Below are 20,277 nucleotides of genomic sequence, written 5' to 3'. Positions count from 1 at the left end.
AAATTGATTTAAATCAATGTTTAAAACTTGGAAAACAGCATCAAAAGAGGTTAAATTGCTGCAGATCAAATTGGTCTGAAAGTGGTAAATTAGCTATAAATTGATCACTATCGAAAAATGCAAATTTGTCTCGATAAAAACCTGTTTATTGTAAGGATTTTACGGCGTAATATAATTGCGGGATCAATTTGAGTGTTTTATTAACATGTTTGTAACCTTTCTCCATTGTCCTTTCTTCACAAGAGAAGAAAGAGTAGCGGCGTAAGGAAGCAGATAAATTTGTATTGGGGCATGCGTGTGACCCTTTCTAACGGGGTTCACTCTCGGAGTCTTCATGCGATGAGCAAGGAGTCATGATGTTAGATATAGTCGAACTGTCGCGCTTACAGTTTGCCTTGACCGCGATGTACCACTTCCTGTTTGTGCCACTGACGCTCGGTATGGCGTTCTTGCTGGCCATTATGGAAACGGTCTACGTCCTTTCCGGCAAACAGATTTATAAAGATATGACCAAGTTCTGGGGCAAGTTGTTTGGTATCAACTTCGCTCTGGGTGTGGCTACCGGTCTGACCATGGAGTTCCAGTTCGGGACTAACTGGTCTTACTACTCCCACTATGTAGGGGATATTTTCGGTGCGCCACTGGCGATCGAAGGTTTGATGGCCTTCTTCCTCGAATCCACCTTTGTAGGTCTGTTCTTCTTCGGCTGGGACCGTTTGGGTAAAGTCCAGCATATGTGTGTCACCTGGCTGGTGGCCCTGGGTTCTAACCTGTCCGCGCTGTGGATTCTGGTTGCGAACGGCTGGATGCAGAACCCAATCGCAGCGGATTTCAACTTCGAAACCATGCGTATGGAGATGCTGAGCTTCTCTGAACTGGTGCTCAACCCGGTAGCACAGGTGAAATTTGTTCACACTGTGGCATCTGGTTATGTATGCGGCGCGATGTTCGTTCTGGGTATCAGCTCCTACTATATGCTGCGCGGTCGTGACTTCGCGTTTGCTAAACGTTCTTTTGCCATCGCGGCCAGCTTTGGTATGGCTGCCATTCTGTCTGTTATCGTTCTGGGTGATGAGTCTGGTTACGAAATGGGCGACGTGCAGAAAACCAAACTCGCAGCGATTGAAGCAGAATGGGAAACTCAGCCTGCACCGGCTTCCTTTACGCTGTTCGGTATTCCGGACCAGGATGCGCAGGAAAACCATTTTGCGATTCAAATTCCTTATGCGCTGGGCATCATCGCCACCCGCTCTGTTGATACACCGGTCATTGGTCTGAAAGACCTGATGGTGCAGCACGAAGAGCGTATCCGTAACGGGATGAAAGCGTATCAGTTGCTGGAAGAACTGCGTGCTGGTACTACCGACCAGGCCGTTCGCGACCAGTTCAACAGCATGAAGAAAGACCTGGGTTATGGTCTGCTGCTGAAACGCTATACGGATAACGTCACCGACGCGACCGAAGCGCAAATTCAGCAGGCAACGAAAGATTCTATCCCTCGCGTTGCGCCGCTGTACTTCGCTTTCCGTATCATGGTGGCATGCGGCATTCTGATGCTGGCAATTATCGCGGTGTCCTTCTGGACTGTGCTTCGTAACCGTATCGGTGAGAAAAAATGGCTGCTGCGCACTGCGCTGTACGCGATTCCTCTGCCGTGGATTGCTATTGAATCCGGTTGGTTTGTCGCAGAGTACGGTCGTCAACCGTGGGCGATTGGTGAAGTGTTACCAACAGCCGTAGCGAACTCTTCGCTGACTGCTGGCGACCTCATCTTCTCGATGCTGTTGATTTGCGGCCTGTATACCCTGTTCCTGGTGGCTGAACTGTATCTGATGTTCAAGTTCGCACGCCTTGGGCCGAGTAGCCTGAAAACCGGTCGTTATCACTACGAGCAGTCCACTGTGACTTCTCAGCCGGCACGCTAAGACAGGAGTCGTCAAATGATCGATTATGAAGTATTGCGTTTTATCTGGTGGCTGCTGGTTGGCATTCTGCTGATTGGTTTCGCGGTCACTGATGGCTTCGACATGGGGGTGGGCATGCTCACCCGTTTCCTCGGTCGTAATGATACCGAGCGTCGAATTATGATTAACTCTATCGCCCCGCACTGGGACGGTAACCAGGTTTGGCTTATCACCGCGGGTGGCGCACTGTTCGCTGCCTGGCCGATGGTGTATGCCGCTGCGTTCTCCGGTTTCTATGTGGCGATGATCCTGGTACTGGCGTCTTTGTTCTTCCGTCCGGTCGGTTTTGATTACCGCTCCAAGATTGAAGACATGCGCTGGCGCAACATGTGGGACTGGGGCATCTTCATTGGTAGCTTCGTGCCACCGCTGGTGATTGGCGTGGCGTTCGGCAACCTGCTGCAAGGGGTTCCGTTCCACGTAGATGACTACATGCGTTTGTACTACACCGGTAACTTCTTCCAGTTGCTGAATCCGTTTGGTCTGCTGGCTGGTGTCGTGAGCGTTGGGATGATCATCACCCAGGGTGCGACCTATCTGCAGATGCGTACGGTAGGTGAACTGCATCTGCGTGCTCGTGCAACTTCACAGGTTGCGGCGCTGGTGACTCTGGTCTGCTTCGCGCTGGCCGGTGTATGGGTGATTTACGGTATTGACGGTTATGTTGTGACCTCAGCCCTGGATCATCATGCCGCCTCCAACCCGCTGACCAAAGAAGTGGCTCGCGTGGCTGGCGCATGGATGGTGAACTTTAACAATGCACCTATCCTGTGGCTGGTTCCTGCACTGGGCGTGGTTCTGCCGCTGTTGACCATTCTGACTTCTCGTATGGAGAAAGGGGCCTGGGCATTCGTCTTCTCTTCACTGACGTTAGCCTGCATCATCCTGACTGCCGGTATCGCAATGTTCCCGTTTGTGATGCCATCCAGCACCATGATGAACGCAAGTTTGACCATGTGGGATGCAACGTCCAGCCAGCTGACGCTGAATCTGATGACGTATGTAGCTTGTGTGTTCGTACCGATCATTCTGCTGTACACCGGCTGGTGTTACTGGAAGATGTTTGGTCGCATCACTAAAGAAGATATTGAAAGCAACACCCACTCTCTGTACTAAGTAAGGAGCTTAAAATGTGGTATTTCGCATGGATTTTGGGAACGCTTCTTGCCTGTGCATTTGGGATAATCACAGCGCTGGCGCTTGAGCACGTTGAATCAGGCAAAGCCGGACAAGAAGATAGCTAATGACCAACATTATCGCGATGTTATACAACGCGATGGACAAGCGCCCCTTGCGGGCGCTTTCATTTGTGCTGGCAATCGTATTGGCCGGCTGCATATTCTGGGATCCGTCACGTTTCGCGGCCAAAACCAGTGAGCTTGAAATCTGGCATGGTTTTCTGCTGATGTGGGCGGTCTGCGCAGGCATCATTCACGGCGTTGGCTTTCGTCCTCGTGCCGTACACTGGCAGGGTATCTTCTGCCCGCTGATCGCGGATATCGTCCTCGTTGTTGGTCTGTTTTTCTTCTTCTTTTGAATAAGAAACATCCTTAAATATTTATGGGCTTGCATAAGCCCATAATTTTTTACTCTCCGTTTACTTTCCCCCATTCCAAAGCACCATTCCCGCGCGTATAGTAGCGAAGTTTGAAAGCACTAACCTTTTGTTGCATTACCGGGATGTAAAGTGAATACAACGCTGTTTCGATGGCCGGTTCGTGTCTACTATGAAGATACCGATGCCGGTGGGGTGGTTTACCACGCCAGCTACGTCGCTTTTTATGAAAGAGCGCGCACAGAGATGCTGCGTCATCATCACTTCAGTCAGCAGGTCCTGTTGGCTGAACGTGTAGCCTTTGTGGTGCGCAAGATGACCCTCGAGTATTTTGCGCCTGCCCGGCTCGACGATATGCTCGAAGTTCAAACCGAAATTACGTCAATGCGTGGCACCTCTTTGGTTTTCACGCAACGCATTGTCAACGCAGAGAACACCGTGCTGAATGAAGCCGAAGTTCTGATTGTTTGCGTTGATCCACTCAAAATGAAGCCTCGTGCGCTTCCCAAGTCTATTGTCGCGGAGTTTAAGCAGTGACTGACATGAATATCCTTGATTTGTTCCTGAAGGCAAGCCTTCTGGTTAAACTTATCATGTTGATTTTGATTGGTTTCTCAATCGCATCCTGGGCCATTATTATCCAGCGGACCCGTATTCTTAATGCTGCTTCACGTGAAGCCGAAGCATTTGAAGACAAGTTCTGGTCTGGCATTGAATTGTCGCGCCTGTACCAGGAAAGCCAGGGGCGTCGTGATAATTTGGCTGGCTCAGAACAAATTTTCTACAGCGGGTTCAAAGAATTTGCCCGTTTGCATCGGGCAAATAGCCACGCGCCGGAAGCGGTCGTTGAGGGGGCTTCCCGTGCGATGCGTATCTCGATGAACCGTGAGCTGGAAACGCTGGAAACGCATATTCCATTCCTCGGAACCGTTGGCTCCATCAGCCCGTATATCGGTCTGTTCGGTACCGTTTGGGGGATCATGCACGCATTTATCGCGCTGGGCGCGGTAAAACAGGCGACACTGCAAATGGTTGCACCGGGTATCGCGGAAGCGTTGATTGCAACGGCTATCGGTCTGTTTGCGGCAATCCCGGCGGTTATGGCCTACAACCGTCTGAACCAGCGCGTGAACAAACTGGAACTGAATTACGACAACTTTATGGAAGAGTTCACCGCGATTCTGCACCGCCAGGCGTTTACCGTTAGCGAGAGCAACAAGGGGTAAGCCATGGCCAGAACGCGTGGACGAGGTCGTCGCGAACTCAAGTCCGAAATCAATATTGTACCGCTGCTCGACGTACTGCTGGTGCTGTTGCTGATCTTTATGGCAACCGCACCGATCATTACGCAGAGTGTGGAAGTCGACCTGCCGGATGCGACCGAATCGCAAGCCGTCAGCAGTAACGACGAACCCCCGGTCATTATTGAAGTTTCCGGTATTGGGCAATACAGCGTGGTGGTTGAGAAAGATCGTATGGATCAACTGCCGCCGGAGCAGGTTATCGCGGAAGCGAAAAGTCGCCTGCAGACCAATCCGAAAACGGTCTTTTTAATCGGTGGTGCGAAAGACGTGCCTTATGATGAAATAATTAAAGCGCTGAACTTGTTACACAGTGCAGGCGTAAAATCGGTTGGCTTGATGACGCAGCCAATCTGATGACGGCGTTTTGCTGGCTTGAAAGATAGCACGTAACAGGCGAACAGTTTTTTGGGAACCGAGAGTGTCAAAGGCAACCGAACAAAACGACAAGCTCAAAAGGGCGATAATTATTTCAGCGGTGCTGCATGTCATTTTATTTGCAGCGCTGATCTGGAGTTCGTTCGATGAGCACATTGATGCTTCAGCCGGCGGCGGTGGCGGTTCGTCCATCGACGCCGTTATGGTCGATCCTGGAGCCGTTGTGCAACAGTACGACAGGCAGCAGCAACAGCAGGCAAGCGCGAAACGTGCTGAAGAGCAGCGTGAAAAGCAGGCGCAGCAGCAAGCTGAAGAACTTCGCGAGAAACAGGCAGCTGAGCAAGAGCGACTGAAGCAGCTGGAAAAAGAACGCTTAGCCGCGCAGGAAAAAGTGCGCGAACAGGCGGAACAGCAGAAGCAAGCTGAAGCCGCCGCCGCGAAAGCGCAAGAGCAACAGAAACAGGCTGAAGAAGCTGCGGCGAAGGCTGCTGCAGACGCGAAGGCTAAAGCTGATGCACAGGCGAAACAAGCGGCAGATGCCGCGAAGAAAGCCGCTGCGGACGCACAGAAAAAAGCTGAGGCGGAAGCTGCTAAAGCCGCTGCTGATGCGAAGAAAGTTGCCGAAGCACAAGCTGCTAAAGCTGCCGCGGACGCTGCGAAGAAAGCACAGGCTGAAGCCGCTAAGCAAGCAGCAGCCGAGAAAGCTGCCGCTGAGAAAGCAGAAAAAGCCGCCGCCGCGAAAGCGGCCGCTGCTGAAAAAGCGGCGGCTGATAAGAAAGCCGCAGCGGAAAAAGCAGCAGCAGACAAAAAAGCTGCAGGCGAGAAAGCCGCTGCCGATAAGAAAGCTGCGGCAGATAAAGCAGCTGCTGCTAAAAAGGCTGCGGCCGAAAAAGCCGCTGCAGCCTCTGGCGTTGACGACTTGTTGGGTGACCTGAGCTCCGGTAAGAATGCACCGAAATCGGGCGGTGGAGCGAAAGGAAACGGCCAACCGGCGAAAGATAGTGGTACAAGTGGTGCCAATGGCGGTGCATCTGGTGCTGATATCAGTGCTTACGCATCTCAAATTCGTAATGCGATCCAGAGCCGTCTGTATGGTGCAGATTTGTATGCAGGTAAATCTTGCGTATTACATATCAAGTTAGCACCCGATGGTCTGTTACTGGATGTGACCGAAGAGGGTGGGGATCCAGCATTGTGTCAGGCTGCGCTGACGGCTGCGAAAACCGCCCGAATTCCTAAACCGCCTAGCCAGGCAGTTTATGAAAAAGTAAAAGATGCCAAACTGGACTTCAAACTGTAATAACGACCCCTGAGAAATCAGGGGAAACGGTCTAAGGTTGATACTGAGTTGTGGTAGTTTTGTGTATTTGAGTTTGTTAACATTCTGCTAAATTATCGTGGGCTTTCCGTCCAGATAAGGGAGATATGATGAAGCAGGCATTACGAGTAGCATTTGGTTTTCTGATGCTGTGGGCAGCGGTGCTGCACGCAGAAGTACGTATCGAGATCACCCAGGGGGTGGACTCGGCGCGCCCGATTGGCGTCGTTCCGTTCCAGTGGGCAGGACCGGGTGCTGCACCTGAAGATATCGGTGGTATCGTAGGTGCTGACCTGCGTAACAGCGGTAAATTTAACCCGTTAGACCGTTCTCGTCTGCCTCAGCAGCCTGGTACCGCGCAGGAAGTTCAACCTGCCGCTTGGTCTGCGCTGGGCATTGATGCCGTAGTCGTCGGCCAGGTTACGCCGAACCCGGATGGTTCTTACAGCGTTGCCTATCAGCTGGTTGACACCGGTGGCGCACCGGGTACCGTACTGGCACAGAACACTTATAAAGTGAACAAGCAGTGGCTGCGTTACGCGGGGCATACTGCAAGTGACGAAGTGTTTGAAAAACTTACCGGCATTAAAGGTGCATTCCGTACCCGTATCGCTTATGTTGTTCAGACCAACGGTGGTCAGTTCCCATACGAATTACGTGTGTCCGACTACGATGGTTACAACCAGTTCGTGGTACACCGTTCTCCGCAGCCGCTGATGTCTCCGGCGTGGTCTCCGGACGGTTCAAAACTGGCGTACGTAACCTTCGAGAGTGGTCGTTCTGCACTGGTTATTCAGACGTTGTCAAATGGCGCGGTTCGTCAGGTAGCGTCGTTCCCACGTCACAACGGTGCGCCTGCGTTTTCTCCGGATGGCAGCAAACTGGCGTTTGCCCTGTCTAAAACCGGTAGCCTGAACCTGTATGTCATGGACATTGGTTCCGGTCAGATCCGTCAGGTGACGGATGGTCGTAGCAACAATACGGAACCGACCTGGTTCCCGGACAGCCAAAACCTGGCCTTTACATCTGACCAGGCCGGTCGTCCGCAGGTATATAAAGTTAACGTCAACGGCGGTGCTCCGCAGCGCATTACCTGGGAAGGTTCGCAAAACCAGGATGCGGATGTGAGCAGCGACGGTAAATTTATGGTAATGGTAAGTTCGGCCAACGGTCAGCAGCACATTGCCAAACAAGATCTGGTAGCGGGTGGCGTACAAGTTCTGTCGTCAACGTTCCTGGACGAAACGCCAAGTCTGGCACCTAACGGCACTATGGTAATCTACAGCTCTTCTCAGGGGATGGGATCCGTGCTGAATTTGGTTTCTACAGATGGGCGTTTCAAAGCGCGTCTTCCGGCAACTGATGGACAGGTTAAATTCCCTGCCTGGTCGCCGTATCTGTGATAATAAATAATTGATTAATAAAGGAATCATTGAAATGCAACTGAACAAAGTGCTGAAAGGGCTGATGATTGCTCTGCCTGTTATGGCTATTGCAGCGTGTTCTTCTAACAAGAACGCCAGCAATGACGGCAGCGAAGGCATGCTGGGTGCCGGCACTGGTATGGATGCAAACGGCAGCGGCAACATGTCTTCTGAAGAGCAAGCGCGTCTTCAGATGCAACAGCTGCAGCAGAACAACATCGTTTACTTCGATCTGGACAAGTACGATATCCGTTCTGATTTCGCTGCAATGCTGGATGCTCACGCTAACTTCCTGCGTAGCAACCCGTCTTACAAAGTCACCGTAGAAGGTCATGCGGACGAACGTGGTACTCCTGAGTACAACATCTCCCTGGGTGAGCGTCGTGCGAACGCCGTTAAGATGTACCTGCAGGGTAAAGGCGTTTCTGCTGACCAGATCTCCATCGTTTCTTACGGTAAAGAAAAACCTGCAGTACTGGGTCATGACGAAGCGGCTTACGCTAAAAACCGTCGCGCCGTACTGGTTTACTAAGAGAATTGCATGAGCAGTAACTTCAGACATCATCTGTTGAGTCTGTCGTTACTGGTTGGCATAGCGGCCCCTTGGGCCGCTTTTGCTCAGGCGCCAATCAGTAGTGTCGGCTCAGGCTCGGTCGAAGACCGTGTCACTCAACTCGAGCGTATTTCTAACGCTCACAGTCAGCTTTTAACCCAACTCCAGCAACAACTCTCCGATAATCAGTCCGATATTGATTCCCTGCGTGGTCAAATTCAGGAAAATCAGTATCAGTTGAACCAGGTTGTTGAACGCCAGAAGCAAATATTGTTGCAGATTAATAATCTTGGCAGCGGTAGTGCGCCTGCGGCGCAGTCTGCAGGTAGCGATCAGAGTGGGGCAGCAGCAACCCCTACGCCTGATGCGGGCGCAGCGGCAGCGTCAGGAGCCCCGGCGCAGACTGGCGATGCGAACACTGATTACAATGCGGCCATTGCTCTGGTGCAGGATAAATCCCGCCAGGATGATGCGATTGAAGCATTTCAGAACTTCATCAAAAAGTACCCAGACTCGACTTACCTGCCAAATGCGAATTACTGGCTGGGTCAGTTGAATTACAACAAGGGGAAAAAAGATGATGCAGCGTTCTATTTTGCTTCAGTAGTTAAAAACTTCCCGAAATCACCAAAGGCTGCAGACGCGATGTATAAAGTCGGCGTCATCATGCAGGACAAAGGTGACACAGCAAAAGCTAAAGCCGTTTATCAGCAGGTTATCACTAAATACCCTGGCACTGATGGCGCGAAACAAGCGCAAAAACGCCTTGGCGCGATGTAATGAACACCATGCGACCAGAAATCGTGTTAATTCTGGTCGCGTCGTGTGATTCCTAAGCAGTTGAGTTATTTACATCGAAATTTTTGTTGCGCTAAAATCTGAAATCAGTAATATATGCCGCCGTTGCCAAGGGATATCAAACAGCCCGAAAGCGGCAAAAAAAGTGGGTCGTTAGCTCAGTTGGTAGAGCAGTTGACTTTTAATCAATTGGTCGCAGGTTCGAATCCTGCACGACCCACCACTAACTCAGTTAGTAAGTAGTATCCAGCGTAGTATCGGGTGATTAGCTCAGCTGGGAGAGCACCTCCCTTACAAGGAGGGGGTCGGCGGTTCGATCCCGTCATCACCCACCACTCGGGGCGTTAGCTCAGTTGGTAGAGCAGTTGACTTTTAATCAATTGGTCGCAGGTTCGAATCCTGCACGCCCCACCAATTTAATGGTGGTACCGAGTAAAAATTTTCAGGTTATACCCGAGCGGGTCGTTAGCTCAGTTGGTAGAGCAGTTGACTTTTAATCAATTGGTCGCAGGTTCGAATCCTGCACGACCCACCATCCTGAAAGTATAAAGAAGTAAACCCCATAAGGGGGCGTTAGCTCAGTTGGTAGAGCAGTTGACTTTTAATCAATTGGTCGCAGGTTCGAATCCTGCACGCCCCACCAGTGTAAAAAGGCGCCCTAAAGGCGCCTTTTTGCTATGCGCAGAATTTTTTGATTCGAACCTGCTTGCCTGATGTGCTTCGCTTATCAGTCCTACAGACGACACTATTCACGTAGGCCGGATAAGACGTCAGTCGCCATCCGGCATTCATCACACGCAATTATTGTGACTTTCTTACGCCAATCCGCTATCTTGTTTAGCATATAAAACAAATCTAACCGAATACGGCGTGCGTCACGCTTTTAATCGGTTATTTCGTTAAGCTAGTAAAACGAGAAAGCAAGATGAGCGTGATGTTTGATCCAGAAGCAGCAATTTATCCGTTTCCGCCGAAGCCAGCCCCGCTGAGTGTGGATGAAAAGCAATTTTATCGTGAAAAAATCAAGCGCCTGTTGAAAGAGCGTGATGCCGTTATGGTCGCGCACTATTACACCGATCCTGAAATTCAGCAATTGGCCGAAGAGACCGGTGGCTGTATTTCTGATTCTCTGGAGATGGCGCGGTTCGGCTCAAAACATTCTGCCTCTACGCTGTTGGTTGCAGGAGTGAGGTTTATGGGGGAAACCGCCAAAATCCTCAGCCCGGAAAAGACCATCCTGATGCCGACCTTACAGGCGGAATGTTCATTAGATCTGGGTTGCCCGATTGATGCTTTCAGCGCGTTTTGCGATGCGCATCCTGATCGTACTGTGGTGGTTTACGCCAATACCTCCGCTGCCGTTAAAGCACGTGCGGACTGGGTCGTCACGTCCAGTATCGCGGTAGAACTTATTGAGCACCTTGATAGTTTAGGTGAAAAAATCATCTGGGCTCCGGACAGACATTTGGGCAACTACGTGCAAAAACAGACCGGTGCAGACGTTCTTTGTTGGCAGGGGGCCTGTATCGTCCACGACGAATTTAAAACTCAGGCTTTAACACGCATGAAGGGGCTTTACCCTGATGCTGCGGTGTTGGTGCACCCGGAGTCCCCTCAGTCTATCGTTGATATGGCCGATGCGGTTGGCTCAACCAGCCAGTTAATCAACGCAGCTAAATCGTTACCGCATCAACAGCTGATTGTGGCGACTGACCGGGGCATTTTTTACAAAATGCAGCAGGCCGTTCCGGATAAAGAATTGCTTGAAGCGCCGACGGCTGGCGAGGGGGCAACCTGTCGCAGCTGTGCGCATTGTCCGTGGATGGCGATGAACGGCCTCAAGGCGATTGCTGAGGGCCTGGAACAAGGCGGAGCGGCTCATGAGATACATGTTGATGCTGCGCTGCGAGAAGGGGCGTTGTTGCCGTTAAACCGCATGTTGGAATTTGCGGCTACACTTCGAGCTTAATTAATTTTTTTGCTCTGGGGGAAAAGATGGACTTTTTTAGCACGCAGAACATTCTGGTACATATTCCGATTGGCGCTGGCGGTTACGATCTGTCGTGGATCGAAGCTGTGGGGACGATCGCCGGGTTGCTGTGTATTGGTCTGGCGAGCCTTGAGAAAATAAGCAATTACTTCTTCGGCCTGATAAACGTCACGCTGTTTGCGATTATCTTCTTTCAGATCCAGCTCTATGCAAGCCTGTTGCTGCAAGTTTTCTTCTTTGCCGCCAACATCTACGGCTGGTATGCCTGGTCCAGGCAAACTAACCAGCATGAAGCGGAACTGAAAATTCGCTGGCTGCCGTTACCAAAAGCGATCGGCTGGCTGGCGGCTTGCGTGGTAGCGATCGGTCTGATGTCGGTCTATATCGATCCGGTCTTTGCATTCCTGACCCGCATTGCGGTGAACATTATGCAGGCATTAGGATTACAGGTTGTTGTGCCTGAGTTGCAACCCGATGCATTCCCGTTCTGGGACTCCTGCATGATGGTGTTGTCGATTGCGGCGATGATCCTGATGACGCGCAAATACGTCGAAAACTGGCTGCTGTGGGTGATCATTAACGTAATAAGCGTAGTGATTTTCGCCCTACAAGGCGTATATGCCATGTCGCTGGAGTATATGATCCTGACGGTTATCGCCCTGAATGGTAGCAGGATGTGGATTAACAGCGCGCGTGAGCGGGGTTCCCGCGCGCTGTCCCATTAATGGTGATGATGTGAATGGCCGGACACGCCTTGGTACAGGTGGCAGTCCGGCCCATTGCACGGCTGATACTCCATCTGGATCGTCGCGTGTTCAATCTGGTAGTGATGGATAAGGAAATGCTGAATACGTTCCAGCAGGGCATCATGATCGTGCGGCGGGATCACCTGCACATGCAGAGTCATTACCGGTTTTTCACCCACCATCCAGACATGGACATGGTGTACATTGCGGACTTCGGGGATATCCCGGCTGAGATGGCGCTGCAGTGCGGCAATATCCAGCGTCAGCGGGGCACCTTCCAGTAATTCGTTAACGCTATCCTTTAACAGTCGCCAGGCGCTGCGCAGTACCAGCACGGAAACCAGAATCGAGAGAATTGGGTCCGCAGGCGTCCAGCCCGTCCAGATAATAATAAGCGCAGCGATGATCGCCCCGACCGAGCCGAGTAAATCGCCCATCACATGTAGTGCCGCGGCGCGGACGTTCAGGTTTTTCTCCTCACTGCCGCGGTGTAGAACCCAAAAAGCCAGCACGTTAGCGAGTAAACCCGCGACAGCTATAACCATCATCATACCGCCTGCTACGGGGCGGGGCGTATGGAAGCGCTCAATGGCTTCCCAGACGATTAAAATGGTGATCACGACCAATGCGATGGCATTAACAAACGCGGCCAGTGTCGTGAGCCTCAGCCAGCCGAAGGTGTGTCGTATTGTGGGCGGTCGATGGGAAAACCGGACGGCCAGCAGCGCGAAAAGGAGCGCTGCGGCATCAGTGAGCATATGCCCGGCATCAGCCAACAAGGCCAGTGAACCTGAAAGTATTCCACCTACCACTTCAACCAACATAAATCCGGCTGTAATGCAGAATGCAAACATCAAGCGGCGGGCATTATTGTCCTTGGGTTGCTCAGAGGAATTATGAGTATGCGAGTGCGCCATTATGCCATCCCTTTGTTATTCTCATCTTTACTGTATGCCATCATACCGTTTTTGGGATGATAAAATTAAAAAGGAGAGCTATTGCTCTCCCGTTATTAGCTTTATTTTCAGCGTTACTGCGTAGTGCCATCAGTTTTTGTCTCGGCATCATTATTAATGCCGTTTCCGGTCTCAACCTTCTTATTCACATCAGGGCAGCGACCGTCCTTACACATGGTGTTTTTGTGCATCTCGTCTTTGGTCATCCCTTCATGGTTCATTGATGAACCGTTCGGGTGCAGCATTGTGCCACCCGAATTCACGTTACTGTTGTCGACGTTATTTGGTGCCACGTTTTCGCGTGCGTCTGGGGCGACCTGACCGGCATCCGCCGAGGAATTTGCCTGACCGTTATTGGACTGCGTATTGGTTTCAGCAGCCAGCGCCGCGCCGCTGGCGAGGCTGAGTGTAGCGGTAAGAAAGAGTGAAGCCAGCTTTGTCATATGCATAATATGCTCCTGTTATGGTCGATATGTCGGATAACGTCTTCCAACAGTGCATGTGCCAGTTACATCATCAATATGTGGTTAATAGTTTTGCCTGAGAAATTAAACCCAGCATAGAATCTTGAAATTTATGGAAATTAAAGCTGTTACAGTTATAAATTGTAGGTTGGATCTCGTTTTTCGCTACTTTATTGCGTTTTTTTGGCCAATTCCAGGATTAATCCGTCCAAAGTGTAAAACCCCGTTTACACTTTATGACTGAAGATATAGATTGGAGGGATTGCATTCATTTATATAAGTATGGCAACGCTGGAATAATCATGAATTATCAGAACGACGATTTACGCATTAAAGAGATCAACGAGTTATTACCGCCAGTCGCATTGCTGGAAAAATTCCCCGCTACTGAAAATGCCGCAAACACGGTGGCTCATGCCCGTAAGGCGATTCATAAAATTCTGAAAGGGAGCGATGATCGCCTGTTAGTGGTGATTGGGCCGTGCTCTATTCATGATCCGGCAGCCGCTAAAGAGTACGCCGCCCGCCTGCTGGCGCTGCGCGAAGAGTTAAAAGGCGAGCTTGAAATTGTCATGCGCGTCTATTTTGAAAAACCGCGAACCACCGTCGGCTGGAAAGGGCTTATCAACGATCCGCACATGGACAACAGCTTCCAAATCAACGATGGGCTGCGCATTGCACGTAAATTGCTGCTGGATATCAACGATAGCGGATTGCCGGCTGCGGGTGAGTTCCTCGATATGATCACACCGCAATACCTCGCCGACTTGATGAGTTGGGGCGCGATTGGGGCTCGTACCACTGAGTCTCAAGTACACCGCGAGCTGGCATCAGGTCTGTCTTGCCCGGTTGGTTTTAAAAACGGTACCGATGGCACGATCAAAGTTGCGATTGATGCAATCAACGCAGCAGGGGCGCCACACTGCTTCCTGTCTGTGACCAAATGGGGTCATTCAGCGATCGTGAATACCAGCGGTAACGGCGATTGCCATATTATTTTGCGCGGCGGCAAAGAACCTAACTACAGCGCTCAGCACGTTGCCGACGTGAAAGAAGGTCTGATCAAAGCAGGGCTCTCTGCACAAGTGATGATCGACTTTAGCCATGCCAACTCCTGCAAGCAGTTCAAAAAGCAGATGGATGTTGCGAAAGACGTTTGCGGACAAGTCGCTGGTGGAGAAAAAGCGATTATTGGCGTGATGATCGAAAGCCATCTGGTCGAGGGTAATCAGAACCCGGATAGCGGCGAGCCGCTGACCTACGGTAAGAGCATCACTGACGCCTGCATTGGCTGGGAAGACACCGATGCGGTCTTACGCCAGCTGGCAGAAGCAGTAAAAGCACGCCGCGGGTAATAACGCATCCGGGCTACGCTCGGTAGGCCGGATAAGGCAACGCCACTATCTGGCAATAAAAAAGCGTGGAGCATTCCACGCTTTTTTCTTTTGACCCGGGATGAAAATTACTTCGCTTTACCCTGGTTCGCAACGGCTGCCGCTTTTGCTGCGATCTCGTCAGCGTTACCCAGATAGTAGTGTTTGATCGGTTTGAAGTTTTCGTCGAACTCATATACCAGCGGTACGCCGGTCGGAATGTTCAGTTCAAGGATCTCATCTTCGCCCATGTTATCCAGGTATTTAACCAGCGCACGCAGAGAGTTACCGTGAGCGGCGATAATCACACGCTCACCGCTTTTCATGCGCGGCAGAATGGTTTCGTTCCAGTAGGGGATAACGCGATCGATGGTCAGCGCCAGGCTTTCGGTAACCGGTAACTCTTTGTCGGTCAGCTTCGCATAACGCGGATCGTGACCCGGATAACGCTCGTCATCTTTGGTCAGTTCCGGTGGCGTTACCGCAAAGCCGCGACGCCATTGTTTAACCTGCTCGTCACCGTATTTTTCAGCGGTTTCAGCTTTGTTCAGACCCTGCAGCGCGCCGTAATGACGTTCGTTCAGTTTCCAGGATTTCTCAACCGGCAGCCAGGCCTGATCCAGTTCGTCCAGTACGTTCCACAGGGTGTGGATGGCACGTTTCAGCACAGAGGTATAAGCAAAATCGAAGCTGTAGCCTTCCTCTTTCAGCAGTTTACCTGCCGCTTTTGCTTCGCCCACACCTTTCTCGGACAGATCAACGTCATACCAACCGGTAAAACGGTTCTCGTTGTTCCACTGACTTTCACCGTGACGTACCAGAACCAGCTTAGTTACAGCCATACACTCACTCCTATAAATCATATTGAATGATAATAATTCTCATTATATTGCCGTAATGCGTCAGCGGCAATCCTTACGCATAACCATAGCGAAAATAGCGCCACAGTGTAAGGTTCTTGTGAACCCAAGGTTGCGATTTTGTCTTTGAACGGTGGGGATTTGAGCGGTTCTACTGTGATAAACAAGCAACAGGCCCGATACGTTACGTCATCGGGCCTGGGAGGGGGAACGATTAGGCTGGAATAAACCGGTATTCCGTCACGCTGGCGTACTCTTCGCCAGGACTCAGGAAGCAGTCTGGCTGCGGCCATTCCGGATGGTTCGGGCTGTCCGGCAGGAACTCGCTTTCCAGCGCCAGACCTTGCCAGTCGGCGTAGGCATCAGGACCACGGGATGGCGTACCGCCGAGGAAATTCCCGGAATAAAACTGTAATGCCGGGGCGGAGGTGTAGACCTCCATCTGCAGTTTTTCATCCTGGGACCACAGTCGAGCGACCGGCGTATGCGTATTGCCCTGTGCCTGGAGCAGGAAGGCGTGATCGTAACCTTTTACCTTGCGCTGATCGTCATCGGCAAGAAATTCACTGCTGATGATCTTAGGCGTACGGAAATCGAAAGTGCTACCAGCGACGGATTTCAGTCCGTCATGCGGGATGCCCATTTCATCAACCGGCAAGTACTCGTCGGCGAGGATTTGCAGCTTGTGTTGACGCACATCCGTTTTGTCACCGTCGAGGTTGAAATAAACGTGATTCGTCAGATTCACCGGGCAGGGCTTATCGACCGTGGCGCGGTAGGTTATCGAAATACGATTATCGTCAGTCAGGCGATACTGCACGGTAGCGCAAAGATGGCCAGGGAAGCCCTGATCGCCATCGTCAGACGTTAAGGCGAACAGCACCTGGCGGTCATTTTGATTGACTATCTGCCAGCGACGTTTGTCGAAACCGTCCGGCCCGCCGTGCAGCTGGTTGTCGCCCTGACTTGGTATTAATTCAACGGTTTCGCCAGCAAAGGTATAGCGGCTGTTGGCGATACGGTTAGCGTAGCGACCAATCGAGGCCCCCAGAAATGCAGCCTGTCCCGGGTATTGTTCCGGGCTGGCACAACCGAGTAATGCTTCGCGCACGCTACCATCGCTGAGCGGAATACGCGCAGAGAGTAGGGTCGCGCCCCAGTCCATCAGCGTGACCACCATCCCTGTGTCATTGCGCAGGGTGAGCAGGCGAAACGGCTGACCGTCCGGAGCCTGCACGGGGATTTCGTTTAACATTGTCCGGCTCCTTGAGAAGGTTTGCAGACGTAGAATGTTTCTTTAATTCCAGTTTTTGCTTCGTACTGCTCAGCTACAGCTTGCTGTACGGCAGGCACCAAATCTTGCGGGATCAGCGCCACGATACAGCCGCCGAAGCCGCCGCCGGTCATGCGTACACCGCCTTTATCGCCAATGGTCGCTTTGACAATCTCAACCAGCGTATCAATTTGCGGCACGGTAATTTCAAAGTCATCGCGCATTGAGGCGTGAGATTCCGCCATCAGTTGGCCCATACGCAGCAGGTCGCCTTTTTCCAGCGCCTGTGCTGCTTCAACGGTACGCGCATTTTCCGTGATCACGTGGCGAACGCGTTTGGCGACGATCGGATCCAGCTCGTGGGCGACGGCGTTAAACGCTTCAAGGTTAACATCACGCAGCGCTGGCTGCTGGAAGAAACGAGCGCCGGTTTCACACTGTTCGCGACGGGTGTTGTATTCGCTACCGACCAGCGTACGTTTAAAGTTACTGTTGACGATCACCACCGCTACGCCCTCAGGCATAGAAACTGCTTTGGTGCCAAGCGTTCGGCAGTCGATCAGTAGCGCATGATCTTTCTTACCAAGTGCCGAGATCAACTGATCCATAATGCCGCAGTTACAGCCGACAAACTGGTTTTCAGCTTCCTGACCGTTCAGGGCAATCTGCGCGCCGTCGAGCGGCAGATGATAGAGCTGCTGGAATACCGTACCTACAGCGACTTCCAGCGAGGCAGAAGAACTTAACCCCGCGCCCTGTGGGACGTTACCGCTGATCACCAGATCAGCACCGCCAAAGGCGTTATTGCGCTTTTGCAGATGTTTCACTACGCCACGCACGTAGTTTGACCACTGCTGGCTGTCGTGGGCGATAATCGGCGCATCAAGCGAGAACTCATCAACCTGATTGTCGTAATCAGCGGCGATCACGCGGACTTTTCGATCGTCGCGTGCCGCACAACTGATAACGGTTTGATAGTCGATGGCGCAAGGCAGAACGAAGCCGTCGTTATAATCGGTATGTTCGCCGATCAGGTTTACACGACCCGGTGCCTGAATAGTATGGGTGGCAGGGTAGCCAAATGTTTCTGCAAACAGAGATTGTGTTTTTTCTTTCAGACTCATTATTTAAACTCCGGATTCGCGAAAATGGATGTCGCTGACCGCACGCAGTCGTTCAGCCGCTTGTTCTGCCGTCAGGTCGCGCTGGGTTTCTGCCAGCATTTCATATCCGACCATAAATTTACGCACGGTCGCGGAACGCAGCAGCGGCGGATAAAAGTGTGCATGCAACTGCCAGTGTTGGTTTTCTTCACCGTTAAACGGTGCGCCGTGCCAGCCCATGGAGTAGGGGAATGAACACTGGAACAGATTGTCATAACGACTGGTCAGTTTTTTCAACGCCAGCGCCAGGTCAGCCCGCTGTTCGTCGCTCAAATCGGTAATACGCAGCACATGCGCTTTCGGCAGCAGCAACGTTTCGAACGGCCACGCGGCCCAGTAAGGTACAACCACCAGCCAGTGCTCGGTTTCAACAACCGTACGGCTGCCATCCGCCAGTTCTCGCTGGACGTAATCAACGAGCATTGGCGCGCCTTGTTCGGCGAAGTACGCTTTCTGCAGGCGATCTTCACGTTCGGCTTCGTTAGGCAAAAAGCTGTTGGCCCAAATTTGTCCGTGTGGGTGTGGGTTCGAGCACCCCATCGCTGCGCCTTTATTCTCAAATACCTGCACCCAGGGATAGGTTTTCCCTAAGTCTTCGGTCTGCTCCTGCCACGTTTTTACGATTTCTGTTAGTGCAGGGACGCTGAGTTCAGGCAACGTTTTGCTGTGATCGGGTGAGAAGCAAATCACGCGGCTGGTACCGCGCGCGCTCTGGCAGCGCATCAACGGATCGTGACTGTCCGGCGCGTCCGGGGTATCGGACATCAGTGCCGCAAAGTCATTGGTAAAGACATAGGTCCCGGTGTAATCCGGGTTTTTGTCACCGGTAACGCGCGTATTGCCAGCGCACAGGAAGCAGTCCGGATCATGTGCAGGCAGTACCTGCTTAGACGGAGTTTCTTGCGCCCCTTGCCACGGGCGTTTGGCGCGATGCGGTGATACGAGGATCCACTGCCCGGTGAGCGGGTTAAAACGGCGGTGTGGATGATCGACAGGATTGAATTGCGTCATGATTGGTCCTTAATCCGAATATCCCTGTGGGTGGCGTGACTGCCAGTGCCAGGTATCTTGTGCCATTTCATCTAGGGTACGGGTCACACGCCAGTTGAGCTCGCGATCGGCTTTGCTGGCATCAGCCCAGTAGGCCGGAAGATCGCCGTCACGGCGCGGGGCGAAATGGTAATTCACCGGTTTACCGCAGGCTTTGCTAAAGGCGTGGACCACGTCCAGCACGCTGCTGCCGATGCCTGCACCGAGGTTATAAATATGCACACCCTGAATGCCTGCCAGTTTTTCCATGGCGGCAACGTGGCCTTCGGCGAGATCCATCACATGGATGTAGTCGCGTACGCCGGTGCCATCTTCAGTAGGGTAGTCATTGCCAAATATGGCAAGAGACTCGCGGCGGCCAACCGCAACCTGCGCGATGTAAGGCATAAGGTTGTTTGGAATACCTTGCGGATCTTCCCCCATATCTCCTGACGGATGAGCGCCAACTGGGTTAAAGTAGCGCAGCAGGGCAATGCTCCAGTCGGGCTGAGCTTTTTGCAGATCGGTCAGGATCTGTTCCACCATCAGCTTGCTTTTGCCGTACGGACTTTGTGGCGTGCCGGTGGGGAAGCTTTCAACGTAAGGAATTTGCGGCTGATCGCCATAGACGGTCGCGGAGGAGCTGAAAATGAAGTTTTTCACGTTGGCTGCGCGCATTGCATTCACCAGACGCAGAGTGCCGTTGACGTTGTTGTCATAGTACTCCAGCGGCTTGGCAACGGATTCTCCAACGGCTTTTAAACCGGCAAAATGGATGACCGTATCAATGGCATGATCGTGCAGAATTTCGGTTATCAGCGCTTCGTTACGGATGTCTCCTTCCACGAAGGTCGGATGCTTGCCGCCTAAACGCTCAATGACGGGCAGTACGCTGCGCTTGCTGTTACAGAGATTATCCAGGATCACCACCTCGTGACCGTTTTTCAGCAACTGCACGCAAGTGTGGCTTCCAATGTAACCGCTACCACCTGTAACCAATACTCTCATAATTCGCTCCGTTAAGCCTATGGTATGCAATAACCATAGCATAACAAAGATGCGAAAAGTGTGACACGGAATAAATTAGTGGAATCGTTTACACTCCAGGATTTTCACTCGATGCTGCTAGTTA

The 20,277-nt window shown here is 51.9% G+C and carries 21 protein-coding genes and 5 tRNA genes; 19 read left to right on the top strand and 7 right to left on the bottom strand.

Annotated features, from left to right (window positions below; all coding sequences use genetic code 11):
• Window positions 1-356: 356 nt before the first annotated feature.
• The 18 genes from cydA (at window position 357) to pnuC (ending at window position 12,006) form a co-directional block, all read left to right on the top strand.
• Entirely contained in the window at window positions 357-1,925 is a 1,569-nt protein-coding gene (cydA, locus tag OGV74_RS18515) for a cytochrome ubiquinol oxidase subunit I (RefSeq protein ID WP_003022965.1), read from the top strand.
• 15 nt (window positions 1,926-1,940) lie between these two features.
• Window positions 1,941-3,080 (top strand): cytochrome d ubiquinol oxidase subunit II, encoded by a 1,140-nt coding sequence (cydB, locus tag OGV74_RS18510; protein WP_003022968.1) that lies wholly within the window; start codon window positions 1,941-1,943, stop codon window positions 3,078-3,080.
• 14 nt (window positions 3,081-3,094) lie between these two features.
• Window positions 3,095-3,208, top strand: a complete 114-nt coding sequence (gene cydX / locus OGV74_RS18505; RefSeq protein ID WP_003022970.1) for a cytochrome bd-I oxidase subunit CydX — start codon at window positions 3,095-3,097, stop codon at window positions 3,206-3,208.
• Window positions 3,208-3,501: a cyd operon protein YbgE gene (gene ybgE, locus OGV74_RS18500; protein ID WP_003022971.1), complete on the top strand. Its 294-nt coding sequence runs from the start codon at window positions 3,208-3,210 to the stop codon at window positions 3,499-3,501. Before cydX ends, ybgE begins: the two co-directional genes overlap by 1 nt.
• 150 nt (window positions 3,502-3,651) lie before the next feature.
• Complete coding sequence (ybgC, locus tag OGV74_RS18495; RefSeq protein WP_003835413.1) at window positions 3,652-4,056, top strand: tol-pal system-associated acyl-CoA thioesterase; 405 nt, start codon at window positions 3,652-3,654, stop codon at window positions 4,054-4,056.
• Entirely contained in the window at window positions 4,053-4,745 is a 693-nt protein-coding gene (gene tolQ, locus OGV74_RS18490) for a Tol-Pal system protein TolQ (RefSeq protein ID WP_003022976.1), read from the top strand. Before ybgC ends, tolQ begins: the two co-directional genes overlap by 4 nt.
• A gap of 3 nt (window positions 4,746-4,748) precedes the next feature.
• Window positions 4,749-5,177: a colicin uptake protein TolR gene (gene tolR, locus OGV74_RS18485; RefSeq protein WP_003022978.1), complete on the top strand. Its 429-nt coding sequence runs from the start codon at window positions 4,749-4,751 to the stop codon at window positions 5,175-5,177.
• A 64-nt stretch (window positions 5,178-5,241) separates the two neighbouring features.
• A complete protein-coding gene (gene tolA, locus OGV74_RS18480; protein ID WP_086503848.1) occupies window positions 5,242-6,498 on the top strand; it encodes a cell envelope integrity protein TolA in 1,257 nt (418 codons plus the stop codon).
• Between the two features lie 128 nt (window positions 6,499-6,626).
• Window positions 6,627-7,919 (top strand): Tol-Pal system beta propeller repeat protein TolB, encoded by a 1,293-nt coding sequence (gene tolB / locus OGV74_RS18475; protein ID WP_003022981.1) that lies wholly within the window; start codon window positions 6,627-6,629, stop codon window positions 7,917-7,919.
• 34 nt (window positions 7,920-7,953) lie between these two features.
• Entirely contained in the window at window positions 7,954-8,472 is a 519-nt protein-coding gene (pal, locus tag OGV74_RS18470; protein ID WP_003022983.1) for a peptidoglycan-associated lipoprotein Pal, read from the top strand.
• Between the two features lie 9 nt (window positions 8,473-8,481).
• A complete protein-coding gene (cpoB, locus tag OGV74_RS18465) occupies window positions 8,482-9,273 on the top strand; it encodes a cell division protein CpoB (protein ID WP_003847309.1) in 792 nt (263 codons plus the stop codon).
• Window positions 9,274-9,438: 165 nt separating this feature from the next.
• Window positions 9,439-9,514, top strand: a tRNA-Lys gene (locus OGV74_RS18460).
• A gap of 36 nt (window positions 9,515-9,550) precedes the next feature.
• Window positions 9,551-9,626, top strand: a tRNA-Val gene (locus OGV74_RS18455).
• A gap of 3 nt (window positions 9,627-9,629) precedes the next feature.
• Window positions 9,630-9,705 (top strand) — tRNA-Lys (locus tag OGV74_RS18450).
• 45 nt (window positions 9,706-9,750) lie between these two features.
• Window positions 9,751-9,826 (top strand) — tRNA-Lys (locus tag OGV74_RS18445).
• 32 nt (window positions 9,827-9,858) lie between these two features.
• Window positions 9,859-9,934: transfer RNA gene (locus OGV74_RS18440), tRNA-Lys, on the top strand.
• Between the two features lie 282 nt (window positions 9,935-10,216).
• Window positions 10,217-11,260, top strand: coding sequence for a quinolinate synthase NadA (gene nadA, locus OGV74_RS18435; RefSeq protein ID WP_003837113.1), 1,044 nt, complete (start codon window positions 10,217-10,219; stop codon window positions 11,258-11,260).
• 26 nt (window positions 11,261-11,286) lie between these two features.
• Window positions 11,287-12,006 carry a nicotinamide riboside transporter PnuC gene (gene pnuC / locus OGV74_RS18430; RefSeq protein WP_003022990.1) on the top strand — a complete coding sequence of 240 codons (720 nt, stop codon included), beginning with the start codon at window positions 11,287-11,289 and terminating at the stop codon, window positions 12,004-12,006.
• On the opposite strand, the gene zitB is transcribed toward pnuC, so the two are convergent.
• Entirely contained in the window at window positions 12,003-12,944 is a 942-nt protein-coding gene (gene zitB / locus OGV74_RS18425) for a CDF family zinc transporter ZitB (RefSeq protein WP_003022992.1), read from the bottom strand. The genes pnuC and zitB overlap by 4 nt on opposite strands.
• 113 nt (window positions 12,945-13,057) lie before the next feature.
• The gene (locus OGV74_RS18420; RefSeq protein ID WP_003022994.1) at window positions 13,058-13,432 is read right to left on the bottom strand and encodes a YbgS-like family protein; all 375 of its coding nucleotides are present in this window, start codon (window positions 13,430-13,432) and stop codon (window positions 13,058-13,060) included.
• 317 nt (window positions 13,433-13,749) lie between these two features.
• Here OGV74_RS18420 and aroG point away from each other — a divergent pair, with 317 nt between their 5' ends.
• A complete protein-coding gene (gene aroG / locus OGV74_RS18415; protein ID WP_003022997.1) occupies window positions 13,750-14,802 on the top strand; it encodes a 3-deoxy-7-phosphoheptulonate synthase AroG in 1,053 nt (350 codons plus the stop codon).
• A gap of 107 nt (window positions 14,803-14,909) precedes the next feature.
• On the opposite strand, the gene gpmA is transcribed toward aroG, so the two are convergent.
• The 5 genes from gpmA to galE all read right to left on the bottom strand — a co-directional run bounded on the left by gpmA (window position 14,910) and on the right by galE (window position 20,153).
• A complete protein-coding gene (gene gpmA, locus OGV74_RS18410; protein ID WP_003022999.1) occupies window positions 14,910-15,662 on the bottom strand; it encodes a 2,3-diphosphoglycerate-dependent phosphoglycerate mutase in 753 nt (250 codons plus the stop codon).
• A gap of 232 nt (window positions 15,663-15,894) precedes the next feature.
• The gene (gene galM, locus OGV74_RS18405) at window positions 15,895-16,935 is read right to left on the bottom strand and encodes a galactose-1-epimerase (RefSeq protein WP_086503850.1); all 1,041 of its coding nucleotides are present in this window, start codon (window positions 16,933-16,935) and stop codon (window positions 15,895-15,897) included.
• Window positions 16,929-18,077, bottom strand: a complete 1,149-nt coding sequence (gene galK / locus OGV74_RS18400) for a galactokinase (protein ID WP_086503851.1) — start codon at window positions 18,075-18,077, stop codon at window positions 16,929-16,931. Before galK ends, galM begins: the two co-directional genes overlap by 7 nt.
• Before the next feature lie 3 nt (window positions 18,078-18,080).
• Window positions 18,081-19,127: a galactose-1-phosphate uridylyltransferase gene (gene galT / locus OGV74_RS18395; RefSeq protein WP_086503852.1), complete on the bottom strand. Its 1,047-nt coding sequence runs from the start codon at window positions 19,125-19,127 to the stop codon at window positions 18,081-18,083.
• Window positions 19,128-19,136: 9 nt separating this feature from the next.
• Window positions 19,137-20,153: a UDP-glucose 4-epimerase GalE gene (gene galE, locus OGV74_RS18390; protein WP_086503853.1), complete on the bottom strand. Its 1,017-nt coding sequence runs from the start codon at window positions 20,151-20,153 to the stop codon at window positions 19,137-19,139.
• Window positions 20,154-20,277 lie beyond the last annotated feature (124 nt).

It is taken from the genome of Citrobacter sp. Cf116 (assembly GCF_030336505.1).
GTDB lineage: Bacteria > Pseudomonadota > Gammaproteobacteria > Enterobacterales > Enterobacteriaceae > Citrobacter > Citrobacter freundii.
This window is presented reverse-complemented; position numbering and strand designations above follow the sequence as displayed.

Excerpts from the sequence above, each read along its gene's own strand:
- cydA (WP_003022965.1), top strand. The coding sequence starts at position 357 with ATGTTAGATATAGTCGAACTGTCGCGCTTACAGTTTGCCTTGACCGCG.
- cydB (WP_003022968.1), top strand. The coding sequence starts at position 1,941 with ATGATCGATTATGAAGTATTGCGTTTTATCTGGTGGCTGCTGGTTGGC.
- cydX (WP_003022970.1), top strand. The coding sequence starts at position 3,095 with ATGTGGTATTTCGCATGGATTTTGGGAACGCTTCTTGCCTGTGCATTT.
- ybgE (WP_003022971.1), top strand. The coding sequence starts at position 3,208 with ATGACCAACATTATCGCGATGTTATACAACGCGATGGACAAGCGCCCC.
- tolR (WP_003022978.1), top strand. The coding sequence starts at position 4,749 with ATGGCCAGAACGCGTGGACGAGGTCGTCGCGAACTCAAGTCCGAAATC.
- tolB (WP_003022981.1), top strand. The coding sequence starts at position 6,627 with ATGAAGCAGGCATTACGAGTAGCATTTGGTTTTCTGATGCTGTGGGCA.
- pal (WP_003022983.1), top strand. The coding sequence starts at position 7,954 with ATGCAACTGAACAAAGTGCTGAAAGGGCTGATGATTGCTCTGCCTGTT.
- cpoB (WP_003847309.1), top strand. The coding sequence starts at position 8,482 with ATGAGCAGTAACTTCAGACATCATCTGTTGAGTCTGTCGTTACTGGTT.
- nadA (WP_003837113.1), top strand. The coding sequence starts at position 10,217 with ATGAGCGTGATGTTTGATCCAGAAGCAGCAATTTATCCGTTTCCGCCG.
- pnuC (WP_003022990.1), top strand. The coding sequence starts at position 11,287 with ATGGACTTTTTTAGCACGCAGAACATTCTGGTACATATTCCGATTGGC.
- zitB (WP_003022992.1), bottom strand. The coding sequence starts at position 12,944 with ATGGCGCACTCGCATACTCATAATTCCTCTGAGCAACCCAAGGACAAT.
- OGV74_RS18420 (WP_003022994.1), bottom strand. The coding sequence starts at position 13,432 with ATGCATATGACAAAGCTGGCTTCACTCTTTCTTACCGCTACACTCAGC.
- aroG (WP_003022997.1), top strand. The coding sequence starts at position 13,750 with ATGAATTATCAGAACGACGATTTACGCATTAAAGAGATCAACGAGTTA.
- gpmA (WP_003022999.1), bottom strand. The coding sequence starts at position 15,662 with ATGGCTGTAACTAAGCTGGTTCTGGTACGTCACGGTGAAAGTCAGTGG.
- galM (WP_086503850.1), bottom strand. The coding sequence starts at position 16,935 with ATGTTAAACGAAATCCCCGTGCAGGCTCCGGACGGTCAGCCGTTTCGC.
- galK (WP_086503851.1), bottom strand. The coding sequence starts at position 18,077 with ATGAGTCTGAAAGAAAAAACACAATCTCTGTTTGCAGAAACATTTGGC.
- galT (WP_086503852.1), bottom strand. The coding sequence starts at position 19,127 with ATGACGCAATTCAATCCTGTCGATCATCCACACCGCCGTTTTAACCCG.
- galE (WP_086503853.1), bottom strand. The coding sequence starts at position 20,153 with ATGAGAGTATTGGTTACAGGTGGTAGCGGTTACATTGGAAGCCACACT.